Annotated in this window: 25 protein-coding genes; 13 read left to right on the top strand and 12 right to left on the bottom strand. The window is 45.2% G+C overall.

Annotated features, from left to right (window positions below; translation table 11 throughout):
- Window positions 1-75: 75 nt before the first annotated feature.
- Complete coding sequence (locus tag M5J74_RS10925; RefSeq protein WP_250016604.1) at window positions 76-801, bottom strand: DUF4198 domain-containing protein; 726 nt, start codon at window positions 799-801, stop codon at window positions 76-78.
- A gap of 586 nt (window positions 802-1,387) precedes the next feature.
- Here M5J74_RS10925 and M5J74_RS10920 point away from each other — a divergent pair.
- The 3 genes from M5J74_RS10920 to M5J74_RS10910 all read left to right on the top strand — a co-directional run bounded on the left by M5J74_RS10920 (window position 1,388) and on the right by M5J74_RS10910 (window position 5,444).
- A complete protein-coding gene (locus M5J74_RS10920; RefSeq protein WP_127025240.1) occupies window positions 1,388-2,329 on the top strand; it encodes an SDR family oxidoreductase in 942 nt (313 codons plus the stop codon).
- 202 nt (window positions 2,330-2,531) lie between these two features.
- Entirely contained in the window at window positions 2,532-2,897 is a 366-nt protein-coding gene (locus tag M5J74_RS10915; protein WP_106545124.1) for a hypothetical protein, read from the top strand.
- 243 nt (window positions 2,898-3,140) lie between these two features.
- Window positions 3,141-5,444 carry an ATP-binding protein gene (locus tag M5J74_RS10910; RefSeq protein ID WP_015154133.1) on the top strand — a complete coding sequence of 768 codons (2,304 nt, stop codon included), beginning with the start codon at window positions 3,141-3,143 and terminating at the stop codon, window positions 5,442-5,444.
- On the opposite strand, the gene M5J74_RS10905 is transcribed toward M5J74_RS10910, so the two are convergent.
- Window positions 5,419-5,625 (bottom strand): hypothetical protein, encoded by a 207-nt coding sequence (locus tag M5J74_RS10905; protein WP_181824304.1) that lies wholly within the window; start codon window positions 5,623-5,625, stop codon window positions 5,419-5,421. The two genes, M5J74_RS10910 and M5J74_RS10905, sit on opposite strands and share 26 nt — an antisense overlap.
- 182 nt (window positions 5,626-5,807) lie before the next feature.
- Here M5J74_RS10905 and M5J74_RS10900 point away from each other — a divergent pair, with 182 nt between their 5' ends.
- Together M5J74_RS10900 and M5J74_RS10895 are read left to right on the top strand one after the other, a co-directional pair.
- Window positions 5,808-8,294: an ATP-dependent Clp protease ATP-binding subunit gene (locus M5J74_RS10900; protein ID WP_106170267.1), complete on the top strand. Its 2,487-nt coding sequence runs from the start codon at window positions 5,808-5,810 to the stop codon at window positions 8,292-8,294.
- Window positions 8,295-8,351: 57 nt separating this feature from the next.
- Complete coding sequence (locus tag M5J74_RS10895; protein ID WP_106170271.1) at window positions 8,352-8,648, top strand: hypothetical protein; 297 nt, start codon at window positions 8,352-8,354, stop codon at window positions 8,646-8,648.
- Between the two features lie 106 nt (window positions 8,649-8,754).
- Here the strand turns inward: M5J74_RS10895 and M5J74_RS10890 are convergent, their stop codons facing one another.
- Window positions 8,755-9,678: a cation diffusion facilitator family transporter gene (locus M5J74_RS10890; protein WP_106216032.1), complete on the bottom strand. Its 924-nt coding sequence runs from the start codon at window positions 9,676-9,678 to the stop codon at window positions 8,755-8,757.
- Window positions 9,679-10,047: 369 nt separating this feature from the next.
- Window positions 10,048-10,992: a cation diffusion facilitator family transporter gene (locus M5J74_RS10885; RefSeq protein ID WP_106216033.1), complete on the bottom strand. Its 945-nt coding sequence runs from the start codon at window positions 10,990-10,992 to the stop codon at window positions 10,048-10,050.
- 381 nt (window positions 10,993-11,373) lie between these two features.
- On the opposite strand from M5J74_RS10885, the gene M5J74_RS10880 reads away from it, so the two are divergent.
- From M5J74_RS10880 to M5J74_RS10870, 3 genes are all read left to right on the top strand, one after another.
- Window positions 11,374-11,727 (top strand): hypothetical protein, encoded by a 354-nt coding sequence (locus tag M5J74_RS10880; protein WP_127023049.1) that lies wholly within the window; start codon window positions 11,374-11,376, stop codon window positions 11,725-11,727.
- Window positions 11,728-11,793: 66 nt separating this feature from the next.
- Window positions 11,794-12,483, top strand: a complete 690-nt coding sequence (locus tag M5J74_RS10875; RefSeq protein WP_015154127.1) for a response regulator transcription factor — start codon at window positions 11,794-11,796, stop codon at window positions 12,481-12,483.
- Between the two features lie 197 nt (window positions 12,484-12,680).
- Complete coding sequence (locus M5J74_RS10870; RefSeq protein WP_015154126.1) at window positions 12,681-13,580, top strand: hypothetical protein; 900 nt, start codon at window positions 12,681-12,683, stop codon at window positions 13,578-13,580.
- Between the two features lie 78 nt (window positions 13,581-13,658).
- On the opposite strand, the gene aroF is transcribed toward M5J74_RS10870, so the two are convergent.
- The 3 genes from aroF to rpsO form a co-directional block, all read right to left on the bottom strand.
- Entirely contained in the window at window positions 13,659-14,717 is a 1,059-nt protein-coding gene (aroF, locus tag M5J74_RS10865; RefSeq protein ID WP_015154125.1) for a 3-deoxy-7-phosphoheptulonate synthase, read from the bottom strand.
- Window positions 14,718-14,986: 269 nt separating this feature from the next.
- The gene (locus tag M5J74_RS10860; protein ID WP_015154124.1) at window positions 14,987-15,457 is read right to left on the bottom strand and encodes a PAM68 family protein; all 471 of its coding nucleotides are present in this window, start codon (window positions 15,455-15,457) and stop codon (window positions 14,987-14,989) included.
- 15 nt (window positions 15,458-15,472) lie between these two features.
- Complete coding sequence (gene rpsO / locus M5J74_RS10855) at window positions 15,473-15,742, bottom strand: 30S ribosomal protein S15 (RefSeq protein WP_015154123.1); 270 nt, start codon at window positions 15,740-15,742, stop codon at window positions 15,473-15,475.
- Between the two features lie 157 nt (window positions 15,743-15,899).
- On the opposite strand from rpsO, the gene M5J74_RS10850 reads away from it, so the two are divergent.
- Window positions 15,900-16,286 (top strand): hypothetical protein, encoded by a 387-nt coding sequence (locus tag M5J74_RS10850; protein WP_250016602.1) that lies wholly within the window; start codon window positions 15,900-15,902, stop codon window positions 16,284-16,286.
- Window positions 16,287-16,312: 26 nt separating this feature from the next.
- Here the strand turns inward: M5J74_RS10850 and M5J74_RS10845 are convergent, their stop codons facing one another.
- Window positions 16,313-17,347 carry a bifunctional riboflavin kinase/FAD synthetase gene (locus M5J74_RS10845; protein ID WP_250016600.1) on the bottom strand — a complete coding sequence of 345 codons (1,035 nt, stop codon included), beginning with the start codon at window positions 17,345-17,347 and terminating at the stop codon, window positions 16,313-16,315.
- Window positions 17,348-17,413: 66 nt separating this feature from the next.
- Window positions 17,414-18,226, bottom strand: coding sequence for a 5'/3'-nucleotidase SurE (surE, locus tag M5J74_RS10840; RefSeq protein WP_015154120.1), 813 nt, complete (start codon window positions 18,224-18,226; stop codon window positions 17,414-17,416).
- Window positions 18,227-18,491: 265 nt separating this feature from the next.
- On the opposite strand from surE, the gene pheS reads away from it, so the two are divergent.
- The 4 genes from pheS to M5J74_RS10820 all read left to right on the top strand — a co-directional run bounded on the left by pheS (window position 18,492) and on the right by M5J74_RS10820 (window position 21,284).
- The gene (pheS, locus tag M5J74_RS10835; RefSeq protein WP_015154119.1) at window positions 18,492-19,493 is read left to right on the top strand and encodes a phenylalanine--tRNA ligase subunit alpha; all 1,002 of its coding nucleotides are present in this window, start codon (window positions 18,492-18,494) and stop codon (window positions 19,491-19,493) included.
- Window positions 19,494-19,702: 209 nt separating this feature from the next.
- A complete protein-coding gene (locus M5J74_RS10830) occupies window positions 19,703-19,882 on the top strand; it encodes a hypothetical protein (RefSeq protein WP_015154118.1) in 180 nt (59 codons plus the stop codon).
- Window positions 19,883-19,945: 63 nt separating this feature from the next.
- Window positions 19,946-20,266: a hypothetical protein gene (locus tag M5J74_RS10825; protein WP_250016598.1), complete on the top strand. Its 321-nt coding sequence runs from the start codon at window positions 19,946-19,948 to the stop codon at window positions 20,264-20,266.
- A 136-nt stretch (window positions 20,267-20,402) separates the two neighbouring features.
- The gene (locus M5J74_RS10820) at window positions 20,403-21,284 is read left to right on the top strand and encodes a thermonuclease family protein (RefSeq protein WP_015154116.1); all 882 of its coding nucleotides are present in this window, start codon (window positions 20,403-20,405) and stop codon (window positions 21,282-21,284) included.
- 147 nt (window positions 21,285-21,431) lie between these two features.
- Here M5J74_RS10820 and M5J74_RS10815 read toward each other — a convergent pair whose 3' ends face one another.
- The 3 genes from M5J74_RS10815 to M5J74_RS10805 are packed head-to-tail and all read right to left on the bottom strand — an operon-like array spanning window position 21,432 to window position 22,968.
- On the bottom strand, window positions 21,432-22,001 hold the full coding sequence (locus M5J74_RS10815) for a hypothetical protein (protein WP_015154115.1): 570 nt from the start codon (window positions 21,999-22,001) through the stop codon (window positions 21,432-21,434).
- A 7-nt stretch (window positions 22,002-22,008) separates the two neighbouring features.
- Complete coding sequence (locus M5J74_RS10810; RefSeq protein ID WP_041462427.1) at window positions 22,009-22,350, bottom strand: hypothetical protein; 342 nt, start codon at window positions 22,348-22,350, stop codon at window positions 22,009-22,011.
- Between the two features lie 48 nt (window positions 22,351-22,398).
- Window positions 22,399-22,968 (bottom strand): HdeD family acid-resistance protein, encoded by a 570-nt coding sequence (locus M5J74_RS10805; protein ID WP_192154507.1) that lies wholly within the window; start codon window positions 22,966-22,968, stop codon window positions 22,399-22,401.
- Window positions 22,969-23,106 lie beyond the last annotated feature (138 nt).

Here is a 23,106-nt window from a genome sequence, read left to right as displayed (position 1 = left end):
TATAAATAACTTGCGATCGCACAAGATTTTAGAAGTAAAGTTCAAGCGTAGGGTGGGCATTGCCCACCACTCTATTTATTTCTTCTGAATTGCTAGCGAGGCAGCGTAAGCAATTTCATCGGTAGCTGGATCGTCGGTAGAAGGAACTCTATACTCTGCTTCCACAATTTGTATGTCTTTCTGTGTCAGAGTAATTGTAGCAATACCGCGATCGTTTACCGGTACTTCTTTCCCTTCATATTCTACAGTTACATCTGTTACGGGTTTGCCTTCAAACAAGACTTGCACGCGCAACGAGCCACCTGCACCAACATCAAACGGATCTTGTAAAGGTACAATTTCCATTTTCATTCCAAATGGTTGGGTGGCTAAACCCGTAGGCTGGAAAAAAGATTTGGTGTATTTGTATGTGTGAGTAACTTCAGTCGCTTCGTTGTTAGCTGCTAAAGCATCTGGTCGGAAAACATTTGTGTATTCATCGTCATTAGAAACAATGAAGTAACCATTGTTATTGACGGCAGTAATGACAGCAATATCTCCTGGGGAAACTAGGGTTACGCCTTCATATTTTCTTCTAACTTCTAAAGGTTGAGGAAATCCATAACTATTGTAAGCTGTAGCTTCTTGAAATTTGATTGAATCGTATGCTTCTGGTTTATCCTCCTCTGGATGACCGTATAAAACTTCATATTCTCCTTGCTTTTCGCCCTTGATTACCCAGATAACGTGGGCGAAAACTGGCTGACTAATTAATGGTAAAATTGTCAGAGCCAGCATCAATTTACTGAGATATTTCCTCACAATCGCTTCCTCATTTAGTAATTCATGAATTACTATTTCTTACTGCGAAAATACTTGAACATCTGCACATGTATCGAGTAAGAAATCAGTAATTATTAGATAGTTTCAGTAAACTTTTTTTATTGAGAAAAAACAATGCCCCATCTGGGCATCCAAACGAAAATTTTTATTAAAATAAAGTAAATTTTGAGCGGGATCTTATGCAATATCAATAGCGCAACTACACTATTACGTGCTGCTTGAAAATAGTAAAATACAAAACGATAAACAAAGCAAAATTATTTAATGCGAAAATGACAGAGTTCTCATTAGAGCAGAAGGTTAAATAAAAAGTTGGAAGTCGTTCTTTAAATAGATTTATTAAATATAAAATACGATATTTACTCCCTTAGAGTGATGTCAGAAAGTTAATGCATTCTCAAGAGTTTGAATAACGGTCGATCGCAACCAATCTTTCGGCTGATGTCTCACTTCTCGAACTTAATTACATTAATTAATAAAAGTTCAAGATTAATAATTTAAACTCGATATTTTTCCTAGCTTCGATGGATTTGAGCGGAAAAACGAGTCATATAAAGGAGACACAGTGACAAAACTCAAGCCGATCGCGCAACAAGTTGTGGCAATTGTTGGTGCATCTAGTGGAATTGGAAGAGAAACAGCATTAAAGTTTGCTGCAAAAGGTGCAAAAGTTATCGTGGCAGCCCGTAGCGAACCAGGGTTGCTCTCCTTAGTAGAAGAAATCGAAGCGGCAAAAGGGGAGGCGACTTATATTCTGGCGGATGTTAGCGACTTTCAACAAGTCAAAGCGATCGCAGATAAAGCAGTAGCAACCTACGGCAGACTCGATACTTGGGTTCATGCGGCTGCTACAGGTATTCTTGCCCCGTTTGAACAAATTACGCCAGAAGAATTCAAACGTGTCATTGACGTTGTATTGATGGGACAAGTGTATGGCGCAATGGCAGCTCTACCATATTTGAAGCAAGAAGGACGAGGGGCGCTGATTCACATTTCCTCAGTGGAAGGCAGGCGATCGCTCCCTTTGCAAAGTCCTTATTCGTCAGCTAAGCACGGCTTAGAAGGCTTTCTCGAATCTCTGCGCGTCGAATTACAACACGAAAACATCCCTATCAGCGTCACCAGTATCCTACCTGCTGTGATCAATACTCCCTACTACAACAAAGTCAAAACCAAACTGGGAGTAAAACCCACGGGTATACCTCCTTACTACCAGCCGAGCCTGGTTGCCGATGCCATCCTCTACGCTGCCGAACATCCCACCCGTGACTACATTGTAGGAGATGTAGGTAGAGTCCTAGATCTGCTGCAACGGCTATCACCATCTCTAGTAGATACTCTTCTGGTACTGGTAGGTTTTCAAGGACAACGTACTAAGGAAGTGAAGTCAGAAGATGCACCTAACAACGTCTTTGCTCCAATTACAGGCTACGACAAAGTCGAAGGCGATTTCCGCCACTGGACGATTCCCAGTTTTACCGAGTGGCTAGAGAAAATTTTGCCTTAAATGTAGAGAGGTTACATGTAATCTCTCTACATGTAACGTCTCTACAACGTAATCTCTACCCTGTGCTTTGGCACTTTAATTCTCGCGAAAGAGACAAAGCCAAAGCAAATTCAGATATCTTCATAAAAACGCGAACAATAGTAGAGACGTTACATGTAACGCATCTACCGCGATCGCAGCGACAATTTGGAGGGTAAAAAATATGATTAACGATCCAGCCAGACCACCAAAAGAAGACTCGCGGGAACCCGAAGCTGCTGTGAGTCCGACACAACAAGAAGACCCAAGAGCAGCCGAACCTGGGAGAGGTGCGCCAGGAAACGACCACATTGGCGTACAAACCGCTCAAACTACAGCGGTTAATGCACCTGATGCGGTGATTCCAGCTAATACTCCAACCGAACAGAGCAAACAACAACTCGAAGCCTTTAAGCAACAGGAAGAGGAAGAGGGCGAGGGCTTTACGACCACAGATGGTTATGTTGTTGATGAGTCTGGAAGGCTTGATAACTTCGCGATCGAACCACCAATGTATGTAGAGGGTGAAGAACCTCCTACGAAACGATAATAGTTATCAGGAATCGTAGGGGCGGGTTTAGCCCCAAGTCTCAAAACCGTCACCAGAAATCGGCATTCAATACCCGCTCCTACGCTTGGTGTACGGGCGGGCTTAGCCCCAAGTCTCACAACAACCAGAAATCTGCGCTTGTTCTTCTCTTACACCCTATCCCTATATCGCTAAGTTTGCATTTTTCTCGCTAAAAATGGGCAGACTATGAATAACAATTTATAGATATGCTGCCTTAAAACAGTGCCAGAGAAAGAACCACAGCAAACTCAGCATTGGCTGGAGATCGAAGATAACGCAGGTAAGCGCGTAGTCGTTTTGGAGGCTGCCACCTGCACTCTGGGGCGTGACTCTTCTAACTCGATTGTATTGCAGTCTAAGCTTGTCTCTCGCCAGCACGCGATCTTGTTGCGCGTCACAACTCCTGGTACTGCCAACCATTTTTTTCGCATCATTGACGGTAATTTACAAGGCAAGCCCAGCACGAATGGCATTCGCATCAATAAAAAATCTTGTTTCTCGCACGACCTCAAACACGGCGATGAAATTGAATTTGCTGGAGATGTAAGTGCCACTTACTACTGCAATAGCGATCGCGAATCTGATTCTAGTGGACTAAATTCTAGCTCTCATCACAGCCCACCTACGCAAATTATTGAAAATATCGAGTTTGCTAATTCTAAAGAGTCAGTACTCGTTCGCTTGGCTTCATTTCCTGAATTAATATCAAATCCGATACTAGAATTCGATCTCACGGGCGATATTACTTACATTAACCCCGCAGCGGTGGCTCAATTTCCCGATCTGCGGGAAGTGAAACTCCAGCATCCAATTATGGCTGGAATTGTAGAAAGAGTGCAAGACGATCGCGAAACGTTTTTTGTTCGTGAAATAGAAGTTCTTGACAAAATTTTCGAGCAATCCGTCCACTACTTACCTGAAAATGAGCTGGTCAGAAGCTATATCGTCGATATTACCGCGCGCAAGCACACCGAGCTAGCACTGCGAGAAAGCGAAACTAAAAACCGGGCTTTGCTCAAGGCAATCCCCGACTTAATCTTGCGGATCGGTGCGGATGGAACGTATCTGGACTACATACCAGCTAAAGACAGTGAGTTTTCTGCCACCAGCAGTCAAATGATTGGTAAGAACGAGTACGACGTGTTACCAATGGAAGTCGCCGAACAAAGAATGCGCTACGTCCATGCTGCTTTAGAGACAGGTAAACCCCAGCTTTTTGAGTACCAACTACAGGTTAACGATAAAATTCGCGTGGAAGAAGCACGCATCGTTGTTAGCGGCGATCGCGAAGTACTAGCTATTATCCGAGATATTACAGAGCGCAAGCGGGTAGAAACTTTATTACAACAAGCATACGACGAATTAGAGCTGAGAGTAGAACAGCGCACGGCAGAATTAAGATTAGCCAACGAGCAACTACGCAGAGAAATTACCGAACGCCAGAGGGTAGAAGAGGCTTTGCGTTCCAGCGTCGCTACCAATCGCGCCCTGCTAAATGCAATTCCCGACTCCATGTTTCGTCTCAGTCAAGATGGCACTCTCCTCAACTACAAAGCAGCAAAGGATGATTGGCTGATTGCTTCTCACACCGAGCCAGTTGGCAAAAAACTCTCTGACCTATTTGTGCCAGAGATCGCTCGACCATTAGTAGAATGTGTCGAGCAAGCGATCGCTACAGGTGAAATCCAAGTCTATGAATATAGATTGACAATTGCAGAACAACCGCGAGATTACGAAGCCCGCATTGCTTTAAGCGAAGAAGACGAAGTGATGGCGATCGTGCGCGACATCACCGAGCGAAAAGGAGCAGAAGCAGAAATCAGACAAGCTCTAGCAAGAGAAAAAGAACTGAACGAACTCAAATCTCGCTTCGTCACGATGGCATCCCACGAATTCCGCACGCCATTAACGACAATTTTATCTTCAGCAGAGTTATTAGAAGATTACAGTTCCAAGTGGACAGAGGAGAAAAAACGCCATCATTTTCAACGCATCATTACCGCTGTCAAACACATGACTGGTTTGCTGGATGATGTCCTCTTAATTGGCAAAGCAGACGCAGGTAAGCTGGAATTCAATCCATCACCCATAGATCTGATCGAATTTTGCCGCGAACTGGTTGAAGGGATGCAAATCACAACCACTGCTCATAAAATTCTTCTGCGCACGCAGGGAGATAGTATCAATGCTGGTATGGATGAAAAGCTTTTGCGACAGGTACTAGGAAATTTACTCTCTAATGCAATTAAGTATTCACCTAATGGTGGAAGTATTTATTTCGACATTATTTCAAGGGAAGGAGCAGCAATCTTCCGAATTCAAGACGAAGGCATCGGCATTCCGATGGGCGATCGCGATCGACTCTTCCATTCCTTCCACAGAGCTAGCAACGTCGGTAATATCTCCGGTACGGGATTGGGACTTGCTATTGTCAAAAAATCTGTCGATGCCCACGGCGGTCAAATTCACATGAAAAGCGAAGTCGGAGTCGGCACGATCTTTATGGTGAAAATACCTCTTTGTTAGAAATAAGGGGCGAGGAGTGAGGAGCGAGGAGTAAGGGAATTTTGGCTGCGTAGATGCGGGATTCTTTGCACACCTGCTTCCTTGTCCCCCTAGTCTCCCTTTGCCCCCTAATCCCCACTCCCTCCGGTCGCGGGGAAGAGCGAGTTCCCCCTTGTCCCCCTAGTCTCCTCCTTCCTCTCACTCCTCACTCCTCGCTCCTCATCAGGGTGGCTACTACGCCTTTGGCATTACGGCTATTACCAATGCAGAGTTGTACTTGGGAAGGATACATTAACGGAAGAAACTACATAAAAGTTTATGTAGAGAGGGTGAAAGTGAAAACCTCTTCACCTTTTCAAACAGCTCGGTAGAGGAAAGCCCGTTATGTTTGAGCATTTCACTGATAAAGCAATTAAAGCAGTTATGCTTGCCCAGGAAGAAGCACGTCGCCTGGGTCACAATTTGGTAGGAACCGAGCAAATTTTATTAGGCTTGATTGGAGAAGGCACGGGAATTGCAGCGAAAGTATTAACCGAGCTGGGAGTCACCCTTCAAGCAGCCCGCGCCGAAGTGGAAAAAATTATCGGTAGAGGAAATCGTCCAGCGATGGCTGAAATTCCCTTTACACCAAAAGTCAAGCGCGTATTCGAGCAAGCTTTCACAGAAGCACGCACTTTGGGGCATAATTACATCGGTCCAGAACACGTGTTGTTAGGTTTGCTCCAAGAGGGAGAAGGTGTCGCTGGAAAAGTCTTGCAAAACTTGGGGGTCGATCTAGACGAAGCCCGTGGTAACACGATTCGCAAGTTGGGTGAAGTTGCAACTGTTGCTAGTGCTGGTAGACAAGGACGCAAGGGTTTTGGCACAGCCCCCAGCAAAACTTCGACGTTGGATGAGTTTGGGACGAATTTAACGAAGCTAGCGGCGGAAGGTAAGCTAGATCCTGTCGTCGGTCGTGAAAAAGAAGTTCAACGAGCCGTGCAAATTTTAGGTCGGCGCACGAAGAATAACCCCGTATTGATTGGCGAACCTGGTGTTGGTAAAACCGCGATCGCCGAAGGTTTGGCGCAGCGGATTGCTAATAATGACGTGCCTGATACTCTCATAGACAAGCAGCTATACAGTCTTGACATGGGTTCGTTAGTTGCCGGAACTCGCTATCGCGGTGACTTTGAAGAGCGGATCAAATCTGTTTTGGATGAAGTGCGATCGAATAGCAGTGTTATCCTATTTATCGACGAAATCCATACTTTAATTGGCGTAGGTGGTGTCGAAGGCGGAATCGATGCGGCAAATATGCTCAAACCTGCCTTAGCTAGAGGCGAATTACAGTGCATGGGAGCTACTACCCTAGATGAGTACCGCAAGCACATCGAACGGGATGCAGCACTAGAAAGGCGTTTTCAGCCAGTGATGGTAGATGAACCTAGTGTTGTCGAGACAATCGAGATTTTGTTTGGATTGCGCGATCGCTACGAGCAACACCACAAAGTTAAAATGTCAGATCTAGCTTTGGCTGCTGCTGCTCAACTGTCCGATCGCTACATTAGCGATCGCTTCTTACCCGATAAGGCGATCGATTTGATCGATGAAGCAGGTTCTCGCGTCCGCTTCCGCAACTCGAAGCAGTCTCCCGAAACCCAAGCACTCAAGCAAGAATTGGTGCAGGTCACGAAAGAGAAAGAAGCCGCAGTCTCGGCACAAGATTTTGACAATGCTGGTAAATTACGCGATCGCGAGTTGGAAATCGAGCAACAGTTAAAGGCGATCGCTGACAATAGAAAGCAAGAAATCGAAAACGCTAGCGTTCCTGTAGTAGACGAAGAAGACATTGCTCAAATTGTCGCTTCTTGGACGGGCGTACCAGTCAGCAAGCTGACGGAATCCGAATCAGAGTTGCTGTTGCACTTAGAAGATACTCTGCACCAGCGTCTAATCGGACAAGAAGAAGCTGTTACAGCTGTTTCTAAAGCTATCCGCAGGGCGCGAGTTGGATTGAAGAATCCCGACCGTCCGATCGCTAGTTTTATCTTTTCTGGTCCTACTGGTGTAGGTAAGACAGAGTTGGCAAAATCCCTTGCTGCATACTTCTTCGGCTCTGAAGAAGCGATGATTCGCTTGGATATGTCGGAATTCATGGAACGGCATACTGTTTCTAAGTTAATTGGTTCGCCTCCTGGCTACGTTGGCTATGACGAAGGCGGACAGCTAACGGAAGCCGTACGGCGCAAACCATACACCGTGTTGCTATTCGACGAGATCGAGAAAGCACACCCCGACGTGTTTAACATGCTGTTGCAAATCATGGATGACGGTCGTTTGACCGATGCCAAGGGACGCACGGTAGACTTTAAAAACACGCTGATTATTCTCACCTCTAATATTGGTTCGAGAGTCATTGAAAAAGGTGGCGGTGGGATTGGATTTGAATTGGGTGGCGATCGCGCTGACGCACAATACGATCGCGTTCGCAACTTAGTCCAAGAAGAACTCAAGCAACATTTCCGTCCTGAGTTTCTCAACCGCCTTGATGAGGTCATCGTCTTCCGTCAACTCAACAAGAATGAAGTCAAGCAAATTGCTGACATCATGCTTCAAGAGATCTCTAACCGCTTGACCGAGCGTTCTATTACCTTGAAAGTGACAGAGCGTTTTAAAGATAAAGTTGTCGATGAAGGCTACAATCCCAGCTACGGTGCTAGACCGTTACGCAGAGCAATGATGCGGCTGTTGGAAGATTCTTTAGCTGAAGCTATGTTATCCGGTCGCATTAACGATGGCGACACAGCTTTAGTTGATGTTGATGCTGACGGTCAAGTCCAAGTCAGTAAAGTAGAAGCGAAAGAGTTGATGTTGTCTTCTGCTAGCTAGAATGTTTTTGAATAAACCATAAATGTAGGGTGGGCAATGCCCACCCTACTTTGTACTATGAGAGCAAAAATTGAGGATACAATTCTGTTTCTTCACCGCGAGGACGTACCGACTTATAAAAAAGGTGGTTCTGTGGTTCGTAACAGCTATTTTTGGGCGCTGCGTTCCATTGCTGGTAGATCGGTACGCGATCGCGATTGGGAATATGAATCAGAAGTTTGGTTTGCTCTGACGCGAATGCTACTATCCTTCAGTGAATCGGGTTATCTCGGTTTGCGAGAAACCATCCTCGAATTTCCCCCGACTCAAGAAAAAATTCCTGAGATCCTACGTCCTGTGGCTACTTGGGAGTGAGCGGTTGTCAGTTGTCGTAGGGGTGGGTTTTGAGGGCAAATTTCGGCTCGCCAGCGGTGAATCGTTGGCTAAACCCGCCCGTACAAGAGTTGGGAGGAACTACAAATCACTCTGTTGCTGACTCGTAGCTAATTTGGTCGGATTGGCAATTGTGCGGTTCGACGCGGATAGCGACTCTGACCGAACCGTATCGGTCTCGTAACCGTGCTTCTACTTCTTCGGCTATGTAGTGGGCGGTTTCGATGTCAGAAGAGTAGATGACTAAATGCATTTCAATAAAAACTTGCCGACCGACTACGCCACGGGAGGCGATATCGTGACAGTTGATGACTCCTGGTACGGACATGGCGATCGCGTGAATTTCTTCAGGCGCGATCGCGATTTCATCGACTAACCAAGGTAAATTTTCTTTCAGAACTTCCCAGCTACTGCTAAATACTAAAAAAGCGACGGGAAAAGCCAAAATTACATCAAGCCACGGTAGTAGAGGGATACCCGATTCCTGTCCCTGCCAAACACCAATTAACCCCGTCAATACCGTGAGCGTAATCCACCCATCGCTCATCGTATGTTTGGCATCAGCAATCAAAATCGGACTGCCCAATCGTTGTCCTTCACCATCCTCGTAATAGGCAAGAAAAATATTCACGCCCAATACGATCAGCAACAACCACAATTCTGGTGCAGAAACCTTAACTAACTCTGCACCTTTAAGCATTCGCTCTATAGCTGTTTGTAAAATTTCAAAACCTGCAATGCTAATAAAACCCGCGATTCCCAAAGCTCCTATCGCTTCAAATTTTTGATGTCCGTAAGGATGATCGCGATCCGGTTCTGGTGAAGATAGGTTATTGGCAACTAGCCCCAAAATGTTGTTACTACTATCTGTCACGCTATGTAAAGCATCCGAGAACAAGCTGAGAGAGCCAGTCCACCAAGCCAGGATTGCTTTGAGTATTGTCACGCTCAAATTCAGCAGTAAGGTAACGAGCAATACCTTCCGTACTGCTCCACGGTTATCGTTTCCCATACCATTTCATGTTATTTGCTCTTAAGTAGTTGTTGTTTTTGGTCATAATTGACACAAGAGTATACAAAATTACTAGATAATAAAAGACTGCTATTGTCTAGTTTTACTTATTAGCTCAAATCACCTGTTTTTAACCTACGATACGTTGTTATTCCATAAATTGAATCATATGGTTTAAATTCTCTTATGGTAAAGTCCAGTTTTACATACTATTACAATAATCAGTCTGTCTTATTGAAAAAGATTATTGTTTAGCTCGGATTGTAAGGCTAAATTTAACAGCGATCGCACCGCTTTAATAAGTAGAGCTTTTCAAAATTGTGAATTAAATTCAATTTTTGTGAGTGGCTAGTGGCTGGTGGCTAGTGGCTAGTCACTGCTCCCTGCTCCCTGCTCCCTTTCCTCATCAAAGCTAATACTGTTTGACTTGTATCCAGGTGGCTCAACGTGAATTAAAACCCGCACGGGGCTAAATTTCTCTTCCAGTTTGGCTTCTACGGCTTCAGTAATCCGGTGGGCAGTATCCACATCAACAGCATCGACAATTAAATGCATTTCAATAAAGACTTGTCGCCCTAGTAAACCACGGGAGGCGATATCGTGACAGTTAACCACCCCAGGTACGGACATGGCGATCGCGTGGATTGCTTCGGGGGCGATCGCGATTTCATCGACCAACCAAGGTAAATTTTCTTTAATCACCTGCCAACCACTCCAAAACACTAATAAGGCAACGGGAAACGCCAAAATTATGTCTAACCATTGGAGTTGAGGCAGATTTAAAACTCGTCCCTGCCAAATACCAATCAATCCTACTAACACGGTAATCGTCACCCAGACATCGCTCATAGTGTGTTTAGCATCGGCAATCAAAATCGGACTGCCTACCCTTTGACCCTCGCGACGTTCGTAAAAGGTCACGAAAATATTCACGCCCAGGACAATTAGTAGCAACCACAACTCTGATTCAGTAATTTTTACTGGTTGAAGCCCACTAAAAATTCGCTCGATCGCTCCTTGTAAAATTTCAAAGCAAGCAATGCCCAAAAAGGCAGCTATACCTAAAGCTCCTACAGCTTCAAATTTTTGATGCCCGTAGGGATGATCTCGATCTGGTCGGGGAGAAGAAAAGCGGCTGGTAATTAATCCCAAAACGTTATTGGCGCTATCCGTGATGCTATGCAAGGCATCGGCTAATAAACTGAGCGAACCCGTCCACCAACCTATTGTGGCTTTCAACGCCATCACAAATAAGTTGAGCAATAAAGTTATCAGTAAAACCTTACGAACTACAGAACGATTGTCTAAAATCATATATAAAAATTCTGAATTTTAAATACCAAATTCGGAGTCACAAACAATTGAATTATAGGAAATAATCTTTTAATTTGTGGTTTTTATATAGAATTGAGACAATAAAAAAATTGGTAAACTGCATACTTAATGAATAAGATTAGCAATTAATTTTATATCTTTTCGCATTGTTTTGAAAAAGGCTCTTATCAGGGATAAATCAAAATAGCTGCCGAGAGACGAAGGAAGGACGAAAGAATTGCGGAGCAGCTATCAAGTCGTAAGTTGCTCCTTTGCAGTCGCAAGTTGCAAGTCAGAAGTATCTAGCCACCAGCCACTAGCCGCTATCCACGGATAACTGATAACTGTTAACTGATAGAATCAAATTTTAATTACCCGATCGTGACTCCTACACAATTAACCTTAAATTTAGTTGAAGGCTCGGTTTCCTTCAGCTTTTCGCCAACGGCAGCACGGGAATTACAGGCTGCGATCGCTCAGTTGATGGATCGTCTCAAAGCAGTTGCAGTCAAATCTACACCAATTGGCAAAGCCACTCCTCAACCTCCGATGGAATATCGCCACATGGGAGAAGTTTTTCTCGAAGTATTTTGTAATCCTAATATTTGGGCGAGTCCTTTTGCGGCAAAAGTTCTGCTAACCATCAAGGATAGTAACATTCGCATAACTAGCGAAGCCGAACTCACTCGCATCAGCGAAGACTTAGAGCGATATTTAGCAGAAACTGAGGGCTAGAGAACAGATGAGGGAGCAGTCTAAAATCCGCTAAAGTGGTACTAAATATCAAATGCAAGAATTGGAATGTCACCACGTCTTTTACTAGTCGATGATGAACCTGGACTGCGGGAAGCCGTCAAGGACTACTTAGAAGAAAGCGGTTTCGCCGTGCAGGTTGCAAGTAATGCCCGCGAAGGTTGGGATTTATTGCAGCAAAATACTCCTGACTTGGTGATTTCAGATATCATGATGCCCCAGGTAGACGGCTATCAATTTCTGAAGCAAATGCGCGAAGATCCCCGCTTCAAACGCCTACCAGTGGTATTTTTGACTGCTAAAGGGATGACAACCGATCGCATTCAGGGCTACAACTCTGGTGTAGATGCTTATATTCCCAAGCCTTTCGATCCCGATGAGTTGGTGGCAATTGTTGAAAACTTATTAGACCGTCGCCCCGTCAGTCAACCCTTAGCAGAAGGTGAAGCCCCCGACATCGCTGAATTAGCCAATCAAATCGCTCAAATTAAGGCAATGCTAACTCAGCGTAGTGCAATTAATACGACTCCCGCCCCAATAAAAATCGATCTAACCCCGCGAGAACAAAGCGTCTTGAATTTGGTGACAGAAGGATTGATGAACAAAGAAATCGCTCGCCGCCTGCAAACGAGCGTCCGTAACGTAGAGAAATACGTCAGCCGCCTTTTTAGCAAAACTGGTACAAATAGCCGTACTGAATTAGTTCGGTTTGCCCTAGAACATGGCTTGATTGAGTAGGTTGTAACTTATGGCTAGAAAGGCGATTGCCAGTGCGTGAAAGTATTATCCACTACAGTTTTTAGCCTACTCTACTTGAGTAAAAAGAGATAGGTGCGATGCTTCAAGGGGCAAAAAGTTCCTAGCTAACGGAGGAATTCCCTTGCATCTGAACTTGCTAGAGTTATGATGAAAGCTCAATTTAAGTGGATTGCTCCATGTTGCGTAAATTCACAATCTTGTTTTTAACCTTAACTTTATGCTGGACAACTGTAGCTTGTGGAGGACCAAATGAAGCGAATAATCCCCAAGCTACTAGAAATGTAGCCACGCGAGAAAGCGTTTCTAGCCAGCTCGCCGATGGTGAGTATCCCGTACAGCAGGCTGAATATAATGATGTTGATGGGACATATAGTTTAGTCTTACTCAATACCCCTCCTGGCACGCCCCCGGTTTACAATACTCAAAACTTACAAATGGCACGGCTGACCGACGAACAAATTAAAGCAGGTCAAAAGAGTTATTTGAAAGTAGAAAACGGACAGCCAGCTTTATATCTAACTGAAGATTTTCGGATTCAGTACGTCCATAACGTAACGGAGACGCAGACGAATCCGCAAACAGGACAGCAAGAAACCGTAGTTGTCCGCCGAGAAACGAGTTTCTGGACACCATTTGCCGGAGCCTTAGCGGGTAATATTGCTGGTCAGGCGATCGGTAGCTTGCTATTTAGACCTCAGTACTACGTTCCACCCGTCTATCAACCAGGGGTAAGCGTTCTCAGAGGCTATGGCGGTTATGGCAATACTTACGATCGCGCCGTAAGCAGCTATCGCACCCGTTACAACGCAGCCCCAGCAGCAGTTAGAAACAGACAAACCTTCCGTACTACTGGTAGAATTAGAACTCCTTCAGGCAGCACGGTACGCACACCCGCACGCACGACTAACCGTCCCACTGGATCGGGTTACGGTACTAACATTCTGCGCCCATCGGGCAATCGTAACTCCACATACAGAAGACCATCTTCTGGTAGTTTTGGTAGTGGTAGTCGCAGCCGGGGTTCTTTCGGTAGTGGTAGCCGCAGCCGGAGTTCTTTCGGTAGTAGAAGACGCTAGACGTTAAATTTATCTGCGGTAGGGGCGCACAGATGTGCGCCCTGACGAATTTTGGGGATGGGCGTTGCCAGCCCTAAGTTATGTCAAAGCAACAACTGGCGGCTGCCAGCGCCCTACTGCTCTGCCAATAACGCTGAGTTCTTGCATGAGGCGATCGAATCTTTGCGGTGTGAGGGATTGAGGTCCATCAGATAGGGCTTTAGCAGGGTTTGGATGGACTTCTATCATCAGCGAATCTGCACCCGCCGCGATCGCCGCCATTGCCATTGATGGTACGTATTCTGCCCTTCCCGTGCCGTGGCTGGGATCGATCGCGATTGGTAGGTGAGTCAGCGATCGCAATACGGGAATAACCGATAAATCTAGGGTATTTCGCGCATACTGGCGATCGAAGGTACGAATACCCCGTTCGCACAAAATCACGTTAGGATTCCCCGCAGCCATGATATATTCAGCTGCCATCAACCATTCTTCAATTGTGGCTGACATCCCTCGTTTTAAGAAAACTGGTTTGGGTTGCGCTCCCACTTTTTTCAACAGCGAGAAATTTTGCATGTTCCGCGCCCCAACTTGGACGACATCGGCGACTTCTACAATCTTGTCCAAATCTTCCGCGTCCATCACTTCAGTAATGATGCCCAAGCCCGTAGCCTCCCGTGCAGCAGCCAGCAAGCCTAAAGCACTTTCACCATGTCCTTGGAAAGCATAAGGAGATGTCCGAGGTTTGTACGCTCCACCGCGCAACAGTTTAGCTCCTGACGCTTTGACATACTGCGCCGTAGCCACGATCATCTCTTCATTTTCAACCGAGCAGGGACCAGCAATTGTCACCACTGGATGATTTTGACCGATGTGAACTGCTCCGTCGGGCGTTTCGATCGCTACGTCTGTAGGTTGTCCGTGACGAAATTCTAAACTCGCACGTTTGAATGGTTGTTCTACTCGCAAAACTTGTTCGATCCAAGGACTAATTTCTTGCATTTGCAACGGATCGAGGGCGGCTGTTTCCCCTACTAATCCGATCACAACTTTATGTTTCCCCACAATTTTTTCAGGCGTCAGCCCTCGACCGCACATTTCTTCACTAATGCGATCGATCTCTTCTTGTGGCGAACCAACTTTCATCACAATAATCATGCCAAATTCCTTATTCAGTTATCAGTTATCAGTGGCTAGTGAAAGCGTGGCTGGTGACAAGAGTTGAGTCTAACAACTAACCACCAGTCACTAACCACTCACGACTCGCTGCTCGCTAAATAAATACTTAGATGAAATTTTTATATAACGAAGGGATGAAAAGTTAAAGGTGGTGCGATCGCCATGCAAAAGCCCTGTTCGTCTCCTTTTCACCCACTCGCCTCGTTCAAGTTAGGTTAAGTACTAAAAGTTGGTGGCTGACATTTTAGTTAAACATTCTTTTGCCGATTTGCTCGCCAAGCTTCTACCATACGCCCCCAGTTAGTCTGGAACTCTTGTCCGCCCCAGATGCCTCCGATTCTATCTTCATCCCAAGAAGCAGAGAGAATACCGTAGGTAATTCCTAACACGCCTAAGCCAAAACATCCCATGCTTACCATCAACACGGCTATGGGAGGCAATCTCAACCAGCCGTTGCTCACAACTATGTAGCTGACAAAAAATGTAGATACCCCGAAAAATGTTGGTATCCCAGCAAACGCCGCCATCCGCCGTGCCATCCGACTGCTAACAACTTTAGGAATAGCAATTTCTTCCTTTTCCCGCTTCGTTAACTTGCGGTTCGGTTGTGCTTTGGTTTCTTGAGTCGCAGAGGCTTGTACCTTGGGGGGTTTTTGGCGCTTCCTAGCAGGTTCAAACGGGAGGCGATCGCTTTGCTTTTGCGGTTCTTCAGCTGCCATAGTTTCCAACCCCTTCTAACCTCGGATACCGAGACGAGCTAATAAATTCTGATATTTTTGTTTGTCTTCGCTTTGCAAGAAGCTTAACAGCCGCTTGCGCTGTCCGATTAATTTTAACAAACCCCGTCGCGAAGAGTGGTCTTTCTGATTGCTGCGTAGATGCTCGCTGAGACGGCTAATCCGCTCTGTTAGCATTGCTATTTGCACTTCAGTCGATCCCGTGTCGGTATCGTGAACTTGATATTCGGAAATAAGCTCTTGCTTGCGCTGTTGTGTCAGTGCCATGATTTACTCTTTAGTCATAAAATGCCGCGATTTTTCATTGTACCACAGGCTTTTACAGTGACCAGTTATCAGTAGAGAGTGGTGCGTGGTGCGTGAAGTAATGTAGCGCCATCCTTCAGTTCTACAATGGAAGTAAGCCACATTTGAGGAATAAGCCATGATTTGGCGCTACATTCTGGCATGGATTCCTATGGTATTTCTTGGCATTATCAACGGTTTCATTCGGGAGGTGACATACGGGAAATATTTCAGTGAGTTACGCGCCCATCAAATTTCAACTGCTACTGGTGTCTTGTGGTTAGGTCTTTACATATGGGCGATCGCACATCTGTGGGGCTTTGATTCACCCAAGCAGGCGATCGCCGTTGGATTGCTCTGGCTGGGACTTACTGTTATCTTTGAATTTACTTTTGGTCACTTCGTTGCTGGACATTCATGGAGCAAGCTGCTGAGCGACTACAACATTTTGGCAGGACGAATTTGGCTCTTAGTCCTCATCTGGGTTGCGATCGCTCCTTGGTTGTTTTCCCGGTTTCTAGCTTAAGCAACAATACACAGCGCATCCATAAATCAATTTACTTTTTCATGTGTGGTATTTGGTGATAGCAAATTTCTTGCCTTGGCGGAATCAGCTGCAATTTGTGCTTTCAGTTCATCCAGGGAAGCGAACTTTTTTTCCGCTCGGATAAATTCCTCTAATTGAACGGCGATCGCTTTACCATAAAGATCGCCCGACCAATCAAACAAATGTACTTCTACCGTTAGCCCAATTCCGTTAACAGTAGGACGATAGCCAAGATTCATCACTCCAGACGCTAGAGGTAAAAGGCAAGAGGTAAATTCATCGTTTGATATTCCCCCTTGTCTTCCTTGTCTTCCTTGTCCATCATGTCTCTCACCTTCTATTAAAACCCTGGCGGCATAAACACCAAGGCGGGGTAAAAACTTATTTTCGGGTAATTCAATGTTAGCTGTGGGAAAGCCAATGGTTCTTCCTAACTGCTGTCCTTTGACGACCTTACCTTGAAGAGTATAAGGACGAGCTAATAACAACTCGGCGCGTTTGACATTGCCTTCAGTTAATGCTTGTCGAATCGCAGAACTGCTAATCCTCTCGCCTTCACAGTTGTAGTTTGGCAAAATCGCCACGGGAATACCAAATCGAGCCGCGATCGCCTGTAAATCTGTTGCCGTACCGCTCCGCTGCTTGCCAAAGCGAAAATCTTGTCCGATACTAATCGTTTTCGCTTGCAGTTGTTGTACTAATATCTGTTCGACAAAATCTTCAGGACTTAACGCTGCTAGCTCTCGGTTGAAGGGTAGCAACACCAACTGCTCGATCCCCCAACTAGATAACTGCTGGACTTTTTCTGGTAGTGGTGTCAGCAGTTGGCGAGACTGTCCGCTAAAAAACTCCTGCGGGTGAGGGTTAAACGTCACCACTGTTGAATGGAAAGCCGTTAATTCCGAATTCTGACTTCCGAATTCCGAATTCTTCACGACAGGCTGAATCACTTGCTGATGCCCGCGATGCAAACCGTCAAAATTTCCCAGGGCAACAGCAGTTGGAGTTAGAGCGTTAGTAGTAGATTCAGTTATCCACACGCTTTACATTTTGACACAAACTACACTTTGGCACAAATGATTTGCTTGCCGTAAATCGCTCGTGACTTACCGATCGCACCCAGATGGAAAATTTATTTGCCGTTGACTTAATTGTTGTAAACCCGATGCACAAGTCAGGTTATATTGCAACGGCGTGACGGTAATGTAATTTTGGCGAATCGCATCCACGTCGGTAGGAATATTTTGAGGCAAATGCAGATCTGGTTCTGGTTCCACTTCTTCTAATAGTTCCCCTGCCAGCCAGTAATAAGTTTTACCACGGGGATCGACTCGTTTTTCAAAGACATCTACATATCGTCGTATGCCCTGACGAGTGAACGTGACTCCAGTAATCTCTGCTTGTGGCACGGGAGGAACGTTAACGTTGAGTAAAATCAATTGTGGTAGCGGTTCCCGTTCCAACTGCGCAACCAAAGACCGAGCAAAGTTAGCTGCGACTTGAAAATCTTGATGGGTAAAACTAGTAAGGCTAAAAGCAATACTAGGGATGCGCTCAATGATTCCTTCCATTGCGGCAGAAACCGTACCGGAATACAAAATATCAGTACCTAGATTCGCCCCTTGATTGATGCCAGACAGAACCAGATCGGGGGGGGTGTCAAGTAAAGCCCACAAAGCCAACTTCACGCAGTCAGAAGGAGTGCCAGAACACGCCCAAGCTTTAATTTTGGGATGAAAAATCGATTCGATCGGTTCGGCGCGGATCGGCTGATGCAGGGTCAAACCGTGTCCAGTCGCCGATCGCTCGCGATCGGGGCAGACGACAAATACATCGTGTCCCGCCTCAGCTAAAGTATTGGCAAGGGTGCGGACACCAAGAGCGTAAATGCCATCGTCATTGCTGATCAGTAGTTTCATTGGGAGAGTAGGGAGTGGCTGGTGGCTGGTGGTTGGTGGCTGGTGGCTGGTGGCTGGTGGCTAGTGGCTGGTGGTTGGTGGTTGGTGGCTGGCTGGTGGTTGGTGGCTAGTGGCTAGTGGCTGGTGGCTGGTGGCTGGTGGCTGGTGGTTGGTGGCTGGACTCTTTTCTAGTCACTAGCCACTAGTCACTAATCACTGATAACTGCTTTACACTGATAGGATAGACGCAGTTAGACATTTTATTATTGTTAGCAGCTAAAAGAGCATGACCGACCAGCCTAGTAACTTAGTCACTCAACTAGAAACGCTACGACAGGAAGCGCAAACCGCGATCGCTGCTGCCGATTGCCTGGAGCGATTGGAGGAACTCAGAGTAGCATACTTGGGCAAAAAAGGTCAGTTGTCTGCAATTATGCGGCAAATGGGTCAGCTCTCAGCTGAAGAACGCCCGCAATTTGGCTCGATCGCCAACACCGTTAAAGAAGCGGTACAAGCAAATTTAGACGACCGACGTACAAAGCTTCAAGCAGCCCGACTCCAGGCGAAATTAGAATCTGAAACTATAGATGTGACTATGCCTGGGGTTTTTCGTCCCCTCGGTCACGCCCATCCCCTCAATAGTACTACTGACAGAATTATTGATATTTTTGTCGGTCTGGGTTACACCGTAGCGACGGGACCGGAAATCGAATCGGATTACTACAACTTCGAGGCACTCAATTTCTTACCCGACCATCCAGCACGGGATATGCAGGATACATTATATCTCCCCGACGGAAATTTGCTGCGGACTCATACATCAAACGGGCAAATTCATTATATGGAAGACAACGAGCCGCCCGTGCGAATTGTGGTTCCAGGTCGCTGCTATCGGCGAGATACTGTAGATGCTACCCATGCCGCAGTTTTCCATCAGATAGAATTTTTTGCGGTAGATGAAGGTATAACTTTCACCGACCTCAAAGGTACGATCCAAATATTTTTACAAGAAATGTTTGGTGACGTGCCGATCCGCTTCCGTGCTAGTTATTTCCCCTTCACCGAACCGTCAGCTGAAGTAGACGTGCAATGGAAAGGACGTTGGTTGGAAGTTATGGGCTGCGGCGCGATCGATCCGAACGTGTTGAAAGCTGTAGGATACGACCCAGAGGTATACACCGGTTTTGCCGCTGGTATGGGTGTGGAACGGCTGGCAATGGTACTCCACCAAATCGACGATATTCGTCGCTTTTACAGTAGCGATCTGCGGTTTTTGCGACAGTTTTAAATGAATGTCATTGGTTATCCGTCTTTGGTCATTTGTAACTCAGCGAATGACCTAATGACTAGTGACGAATAACACACTCTGTTTCCAAAACTGTAACCGTAGTAGGAAGACTTATCAGAGGTGTCATACTTAGAATTTAAGTTAAGCAACAACATAAAACAGTTGCTGACTGTTTATAAGGGACAAAAAATTTCGCACGCAAAATACTTATGATAGTTATCGAGAATACAGTGAATGACGGACGATTCAACCGCGAACGAGCAAGTTTTTGGCAGAGGCGATATGCTGTTCGTCTAGGTAGGCTTTACGTACAGCTAGCAGCTAACAACGTCTTCTTGAAGTTATTTGAAGGTTCGGATAGAGATCGCCTCAACTGTTCGGCTTCCTAACTCGTTTCGGTACTATGCTATTTTTGTAGGCAGAGCCTCACAGAATTTTTTTTTGGAGACGAAATGATGCGCCCAGTCTCATTTATAACTCTAGCTCTCCTCATCACTAGCGTGCTTTCTACTACAGCACGGGCAGAGAATCGGCAAATAATTACTCAGCTAGAATTGCGCGATCGCACCGTCAAAATTATTTCTGGTTCCCAAGGATTAAACTACTCCGTTTTTTCCCAAGATGGCACGGTGTTGGGTGCAAATTTGAATGAAACCCAATTGGCAGAGAAGCATCCCGAACTGCACGAAAGAATCCGTCCTGCTGTTGCTAAAGATGCTAGTAGTTCTGAGGCAATGCTGTGGATGGGTGAGTTTCCAGATATTTCTAAATAGGTAGACAAGAGAATTCTCGATCTGGCAAAACTCAACAGAATTACCAAAGACAAGCTATTGATAATCTCTCCATAATCTATTGCTGCTAGTCTGAGACACTAATCGACTAGCAGTATTCATATGGAGGATAGTCTGCATGGCATCACCTTTTTATCTGACTATCAAAGGTAAATTTGTCATAGCAGACAAAGAACCAGATGGAGATTCTGTACGCTTCATTGCTGACGATTCAGATTTATATCAAGAACTCCAGCGCAACTATCGAATTAAACCTTCTCGCGATCGCAGCGTTCAATTGCGATTTGAAGGTATAGATGCTCCAGAAGTACATTATGGCAGGTATGCCCAACCTCTAGGGGACGAAACCCGCGATTTTCTTTTAAAAAAGATGGGTTTTGCCAAAATCAAATTTCAAGGCGATCGCGTCCAATCTGCCGATCCCGATACTATATCTGGGGTAATTTTAACTCAGGCTGCTGATGTCAACGGGCGACCTATATCTTATGCACTAATTGGAAAGAATGCCGCACAGCTAGAAAACGGAGACTGGACGCAAGTTGAACCAGAACTTTTGCGCCAAACTCTTAACTTTCTAATGATGGCTGAGGGCAGAGCTTATTATACTGTTTATACTTCTACACCGCGATCGCATCGTCAAGTCCTACGGGAAGCAGCTTTAGCAGCGCGGGAAAAAGATTTAGGAGTATGGGCAGCAGATAGTACTAGTATTTTCAGATTAGTAGACTTCGATTCTATTACTCCTCCCAACGGTCAATTAATTCTACCAAAGTTATTTCGGCGCTGTACAGATTATCTTAAAGCTGTCGCTGACGGTTATAGCGGTAATCTTGCAGATTGGCTAGAAGGTGTTTCTCTCCAGCGATCGCGCAATGAAAATGATGCAGTTATTATTCGCGATCGGACTCAAGTTTCTCTGAGTAGCCTGATCGAACAATATAACAGTCAGATCGCATTTCAAGAAGATTTATTAGATATTACTTTCGTAGAAAAGACGTAACCGATTATCAATTATCAGTGTAGAGACGCTACATGGAACGTCTCTACACGTTGTCAGTGATGCAAGGGAGTACGCGAGCAGCGATCGATAACCATCAACTGTCTCCTCAATTTTAACTTTTGACTTTTGACTTTTAACTTTATTTATCTAATGCGTCATTGCTATTTCTATCCATTTAGGATAAGCATAAGATTTTTGAACTTTTAACTGCGATCCAGTGTAAGTTGTACCTATCAACTCAAATATACTTTGTAGTTTATCCATTTTCTGTGGTTCTGTTCCAAAGGTTTCTAAAGCCAGACTCCACCAGGCATTATTTTGGATAGTTAACTGAGTGAGTTCTAAGGCACAACCGTCATACAGACGTTGCGATCGCACTTTACCGATCCTCACCCAAGATTTTTGGCTCAATACATGCTTTGGTTGAAAACTTTCAGTGGTTGGATCTTCACACAACCATTTGCCCCATTTTTCTAACTTACCCTCCACCCGTTCAAAATGCAAACTCTTTAATTCTGCTTGTCGCCACTTAATTTCCAAACGTCCCTGGCGCAATTTTAATCCCATATATTCGCATTCAGGAACGTAGAGATACACGTCTTCTCTTGTTTCTGGTGCTTGCAATTGTCCGCCTAATTTATCTCGCTCAAACCAAGAGGAAACCTCTAAAGGTAACTCTCCTGAAATAAACCAACGCAGTTCCAAACTATTTAGCATATGTCATCTATTTGGGAACTGTATAACCTGCCTCTTGTGCTGCTAATGTGTTAGGAAAACATCTTAACGGCTCGACCTTATTGTATACGGGAGATTGGGGAGTGAGAGCAATTTTTCCTAATCTTTTGCTATCAATACCTTTGATTGGATTACCATCAGCACAACTTGTTTGTTGTGCTGTATCCTTTCGAGCTGATGGAGTAGATGTAGGTGCAGTATTTGTATTATTTGGTGAGCTTTGGGTATTATTCGTTAACTCACCAGATTGGTTATTACAGCCAGAAAGAATTGCAGCTGCAATAAGGATTAAGGTAGCAGCTGCTCTGCGAGAAGAAATTGAAAGTTTCATCAGCCTCAGCTTTTGTAGTGCGGACGACACTCTTGAAAATGCAACAGTTTATGCTGAAGTTGGTTGGTTAGTTTTGTCTAAGCTCGAACGTCCGCTTAACGAAAGCATTACCCGCGAAATCCCTGTAAACAAAATGCTAGCACCAACTAAAGTACCAATTATCCACGGTGCATTGAAGGGATACTGAAACCAAATCATTCCACCTAAGATTAAGGTGATAATACCGTCACCGAGTACCCAAGTCCAATTCTGTTGCGGACGCAAACGAAAAGCCAGAATTGTTTCAAAAACACCTTCCGCAAGCAGGAAACTACCTAGCAGCAAAGTCAGCGTTAATACACCTGTTAAGGGATAAACAAACAGCATGATGCCTGTAGCAATGTACAGAATGCTCAATACGAGTTTCCAAGCAAAACCCCCATCATTGCGAGTCTGAAACGCATAAAATAGCTTAGCAGCTCCAGAGCTAATTAAAATCAGTGCTACCCAAGTCTCAAAAAATATGGTCGAGACAGCAGGTAAAGCGATCGCAATAACTCCGAATATAGTGAGTAGTATGCCGACGAGCAGAGAGCGATCGATACCTTTGTTACTGTTAGAAGAAATATCTGTTGTCATTTCAATTTTCCCGTACTGGAAACAATACCATCACGCTAGATAATTTCTCTAGTACTTGGGTAGGATCTTAGGGTAGAGTTATCAGGTATCAGTTGTCAGGGAGCAGTTAATCTCGACTTACAACTTACGACTTCTTCT

The sequence above is a fragment of the Chroococcidiopsis sp. CCNUC1 genome, assembly GCF_023546805.1.
GTDB classification, from domain to species: Bacteria; Cyanobacteriota; Cyanobacteriia; order Cyanobacteriales; family Chroococcidiopsidaceae; genus Chroococcidiopsis; species Chroococcidiopsis thermalis.
Note: the sequence above shows the minus strand (reverse complement) of the source record. Positions and strands in the feature narration are given on the sequence as shown.

What these genes read in the sequence shown, in the direction of transcription:
- surE (WP_015154120.1), bottom strand. Translation starts at nt 18,226, where the DNA reads ATGAAACTACTGATCAGCAATGACGATGGCATTTACGCTCTTGGTGTC.
- M5J74_RS10815 (WP_015154115.1), bottom strand. Translation starts at nt 22,001, where the DNA reads ATGCTAAATAGTTTGGAACTGCGTTGGTTTATTTCAGGAGAGTTACCT.
- M5J74_RS10890 (WP_106216032.1), bottom strand. Translation starts at nt 9,678, where the DNA reads ATGGGAAACGATAACCGTGGAGCAGTACGGAAGGTATTGCTCGTTACC.
- M5J74_RS10820 (WP_015154116.1), top strand. Translation starts at nt 20,403, where the DNA reads ATGGCATCACCTTTTTATCTGACTATCAAAGGTAAATTTGTCATAGCA.
- pheS (WP_015154119.1), top strand. Translation starts at nt 18,492, where the DNA reads ATGACCGACCAGCCTAGTAACTTAGTCACTCAACTAGAAACGCTACGA.
- M5J74_RS10860 (WP_015154124.1), bottom strand. Translation starts at nt 15,457, where the DNA reads ATGGCAGCTGAAGAACCGCAAAAGCAAAGCGATCGCCTCCCGTTTGAA.
- M5J74_RS10885 (WP_106216033.1), bottom strand. Translation starts at nt 10,992, where the DNA reads ATGATTTTAGACAATCGTTCTGTAGTTCGTAAGGTTTTACTGATAACT.
- M5J74_RS10825 (WP_250016598.1), top strand. Translation starts at nt 19,946, where the DNA reads ATGATGCGCCCAGTCTCATTTATAACTCTAGCTCTCCTCATCACTAGC.
- M5J74_RS10870 (WP_015154126.1), top strand. Translation starts at nt 12,681, where the DNA reads ATGTTGCGTAAATTCACAATCTTGTTTTTAACCTTAACTTTATGCTGG.
- rpsO (WP_015154123.1), bottom strand. Translation starts at nt 15,742, where the DNA reads ATGGCACTGACACAACAGCGCAAGCAAGAGCTTATTTCCGAATATCAA.
- M5J74_RS10810 (WP_041462427.1), bottom strand. Translation starts at nt 22,350, where the DNA reads ATGAAACTTTCAATTTCTTCTCGCAGAGCAGCTGCTACCTTAATCCTT.
- M5J74_RS10805 (WP_192154507.1), bottom strand. Translation starts at nt 22,968, where the DNA reads ATGACAACAGATATTTCTTCTAACAGTAACAAAGGTATCGATCGCTCT.
- M5J74_RS10915 (WP_106545124.1), top strand. Translation starts at nt 2,532, where the DNA reads ATGATTAACGATCCAGCCAGACCACCAAAAGAAGACTCGCGGGAACCC.
- M5J74_RS10895 (WP_106170271.1), top strand. Translation starts at nt 8,352, where the DNA reads ATGAGAGCAAAAATTGAGGATACAATTCTGTTTCTTCACCGCGAGGAC.
- M5J74_RS10900 (WP_106170267.1), top strand. Translation starts at nt 5,808, where the DNA reads ATGTTTGAGCATTTCACTGATAAAGCAATTAAAGCAGTTATGCTTGCC.
- aroF (WP_015154125.1), bottom strand. Translation starts at nt 14,717, where the DNA reads ATGATTATTGTGATGAAAGTTGGTTCGCCACAAGAAGAGATCGATCGC.
- M5J74_RS10850 (WP_250016602.1), top strand. Translation starts at nt 15,900, where the DNA reads ATGATTTGGCGCTACATTCTGGCATGGATTCCTATGGTATTTCTTGGC.
- M5J74_RS10830 (WP_015154118.1), top strand. Translation starts at nt 19,703, where the DNA reads ATGATAGTTATCGAGAATACAGTGAATGACGGACGATTCAACCGCGAA.
- M5J74_RS10875 (WP_015154127.1), top strand. Translation starts at nt 11,794, where the DNA reads ATGTCACCACGTCTTTTACTAGTCGATGATGAACCTGGACTGCGGGAA.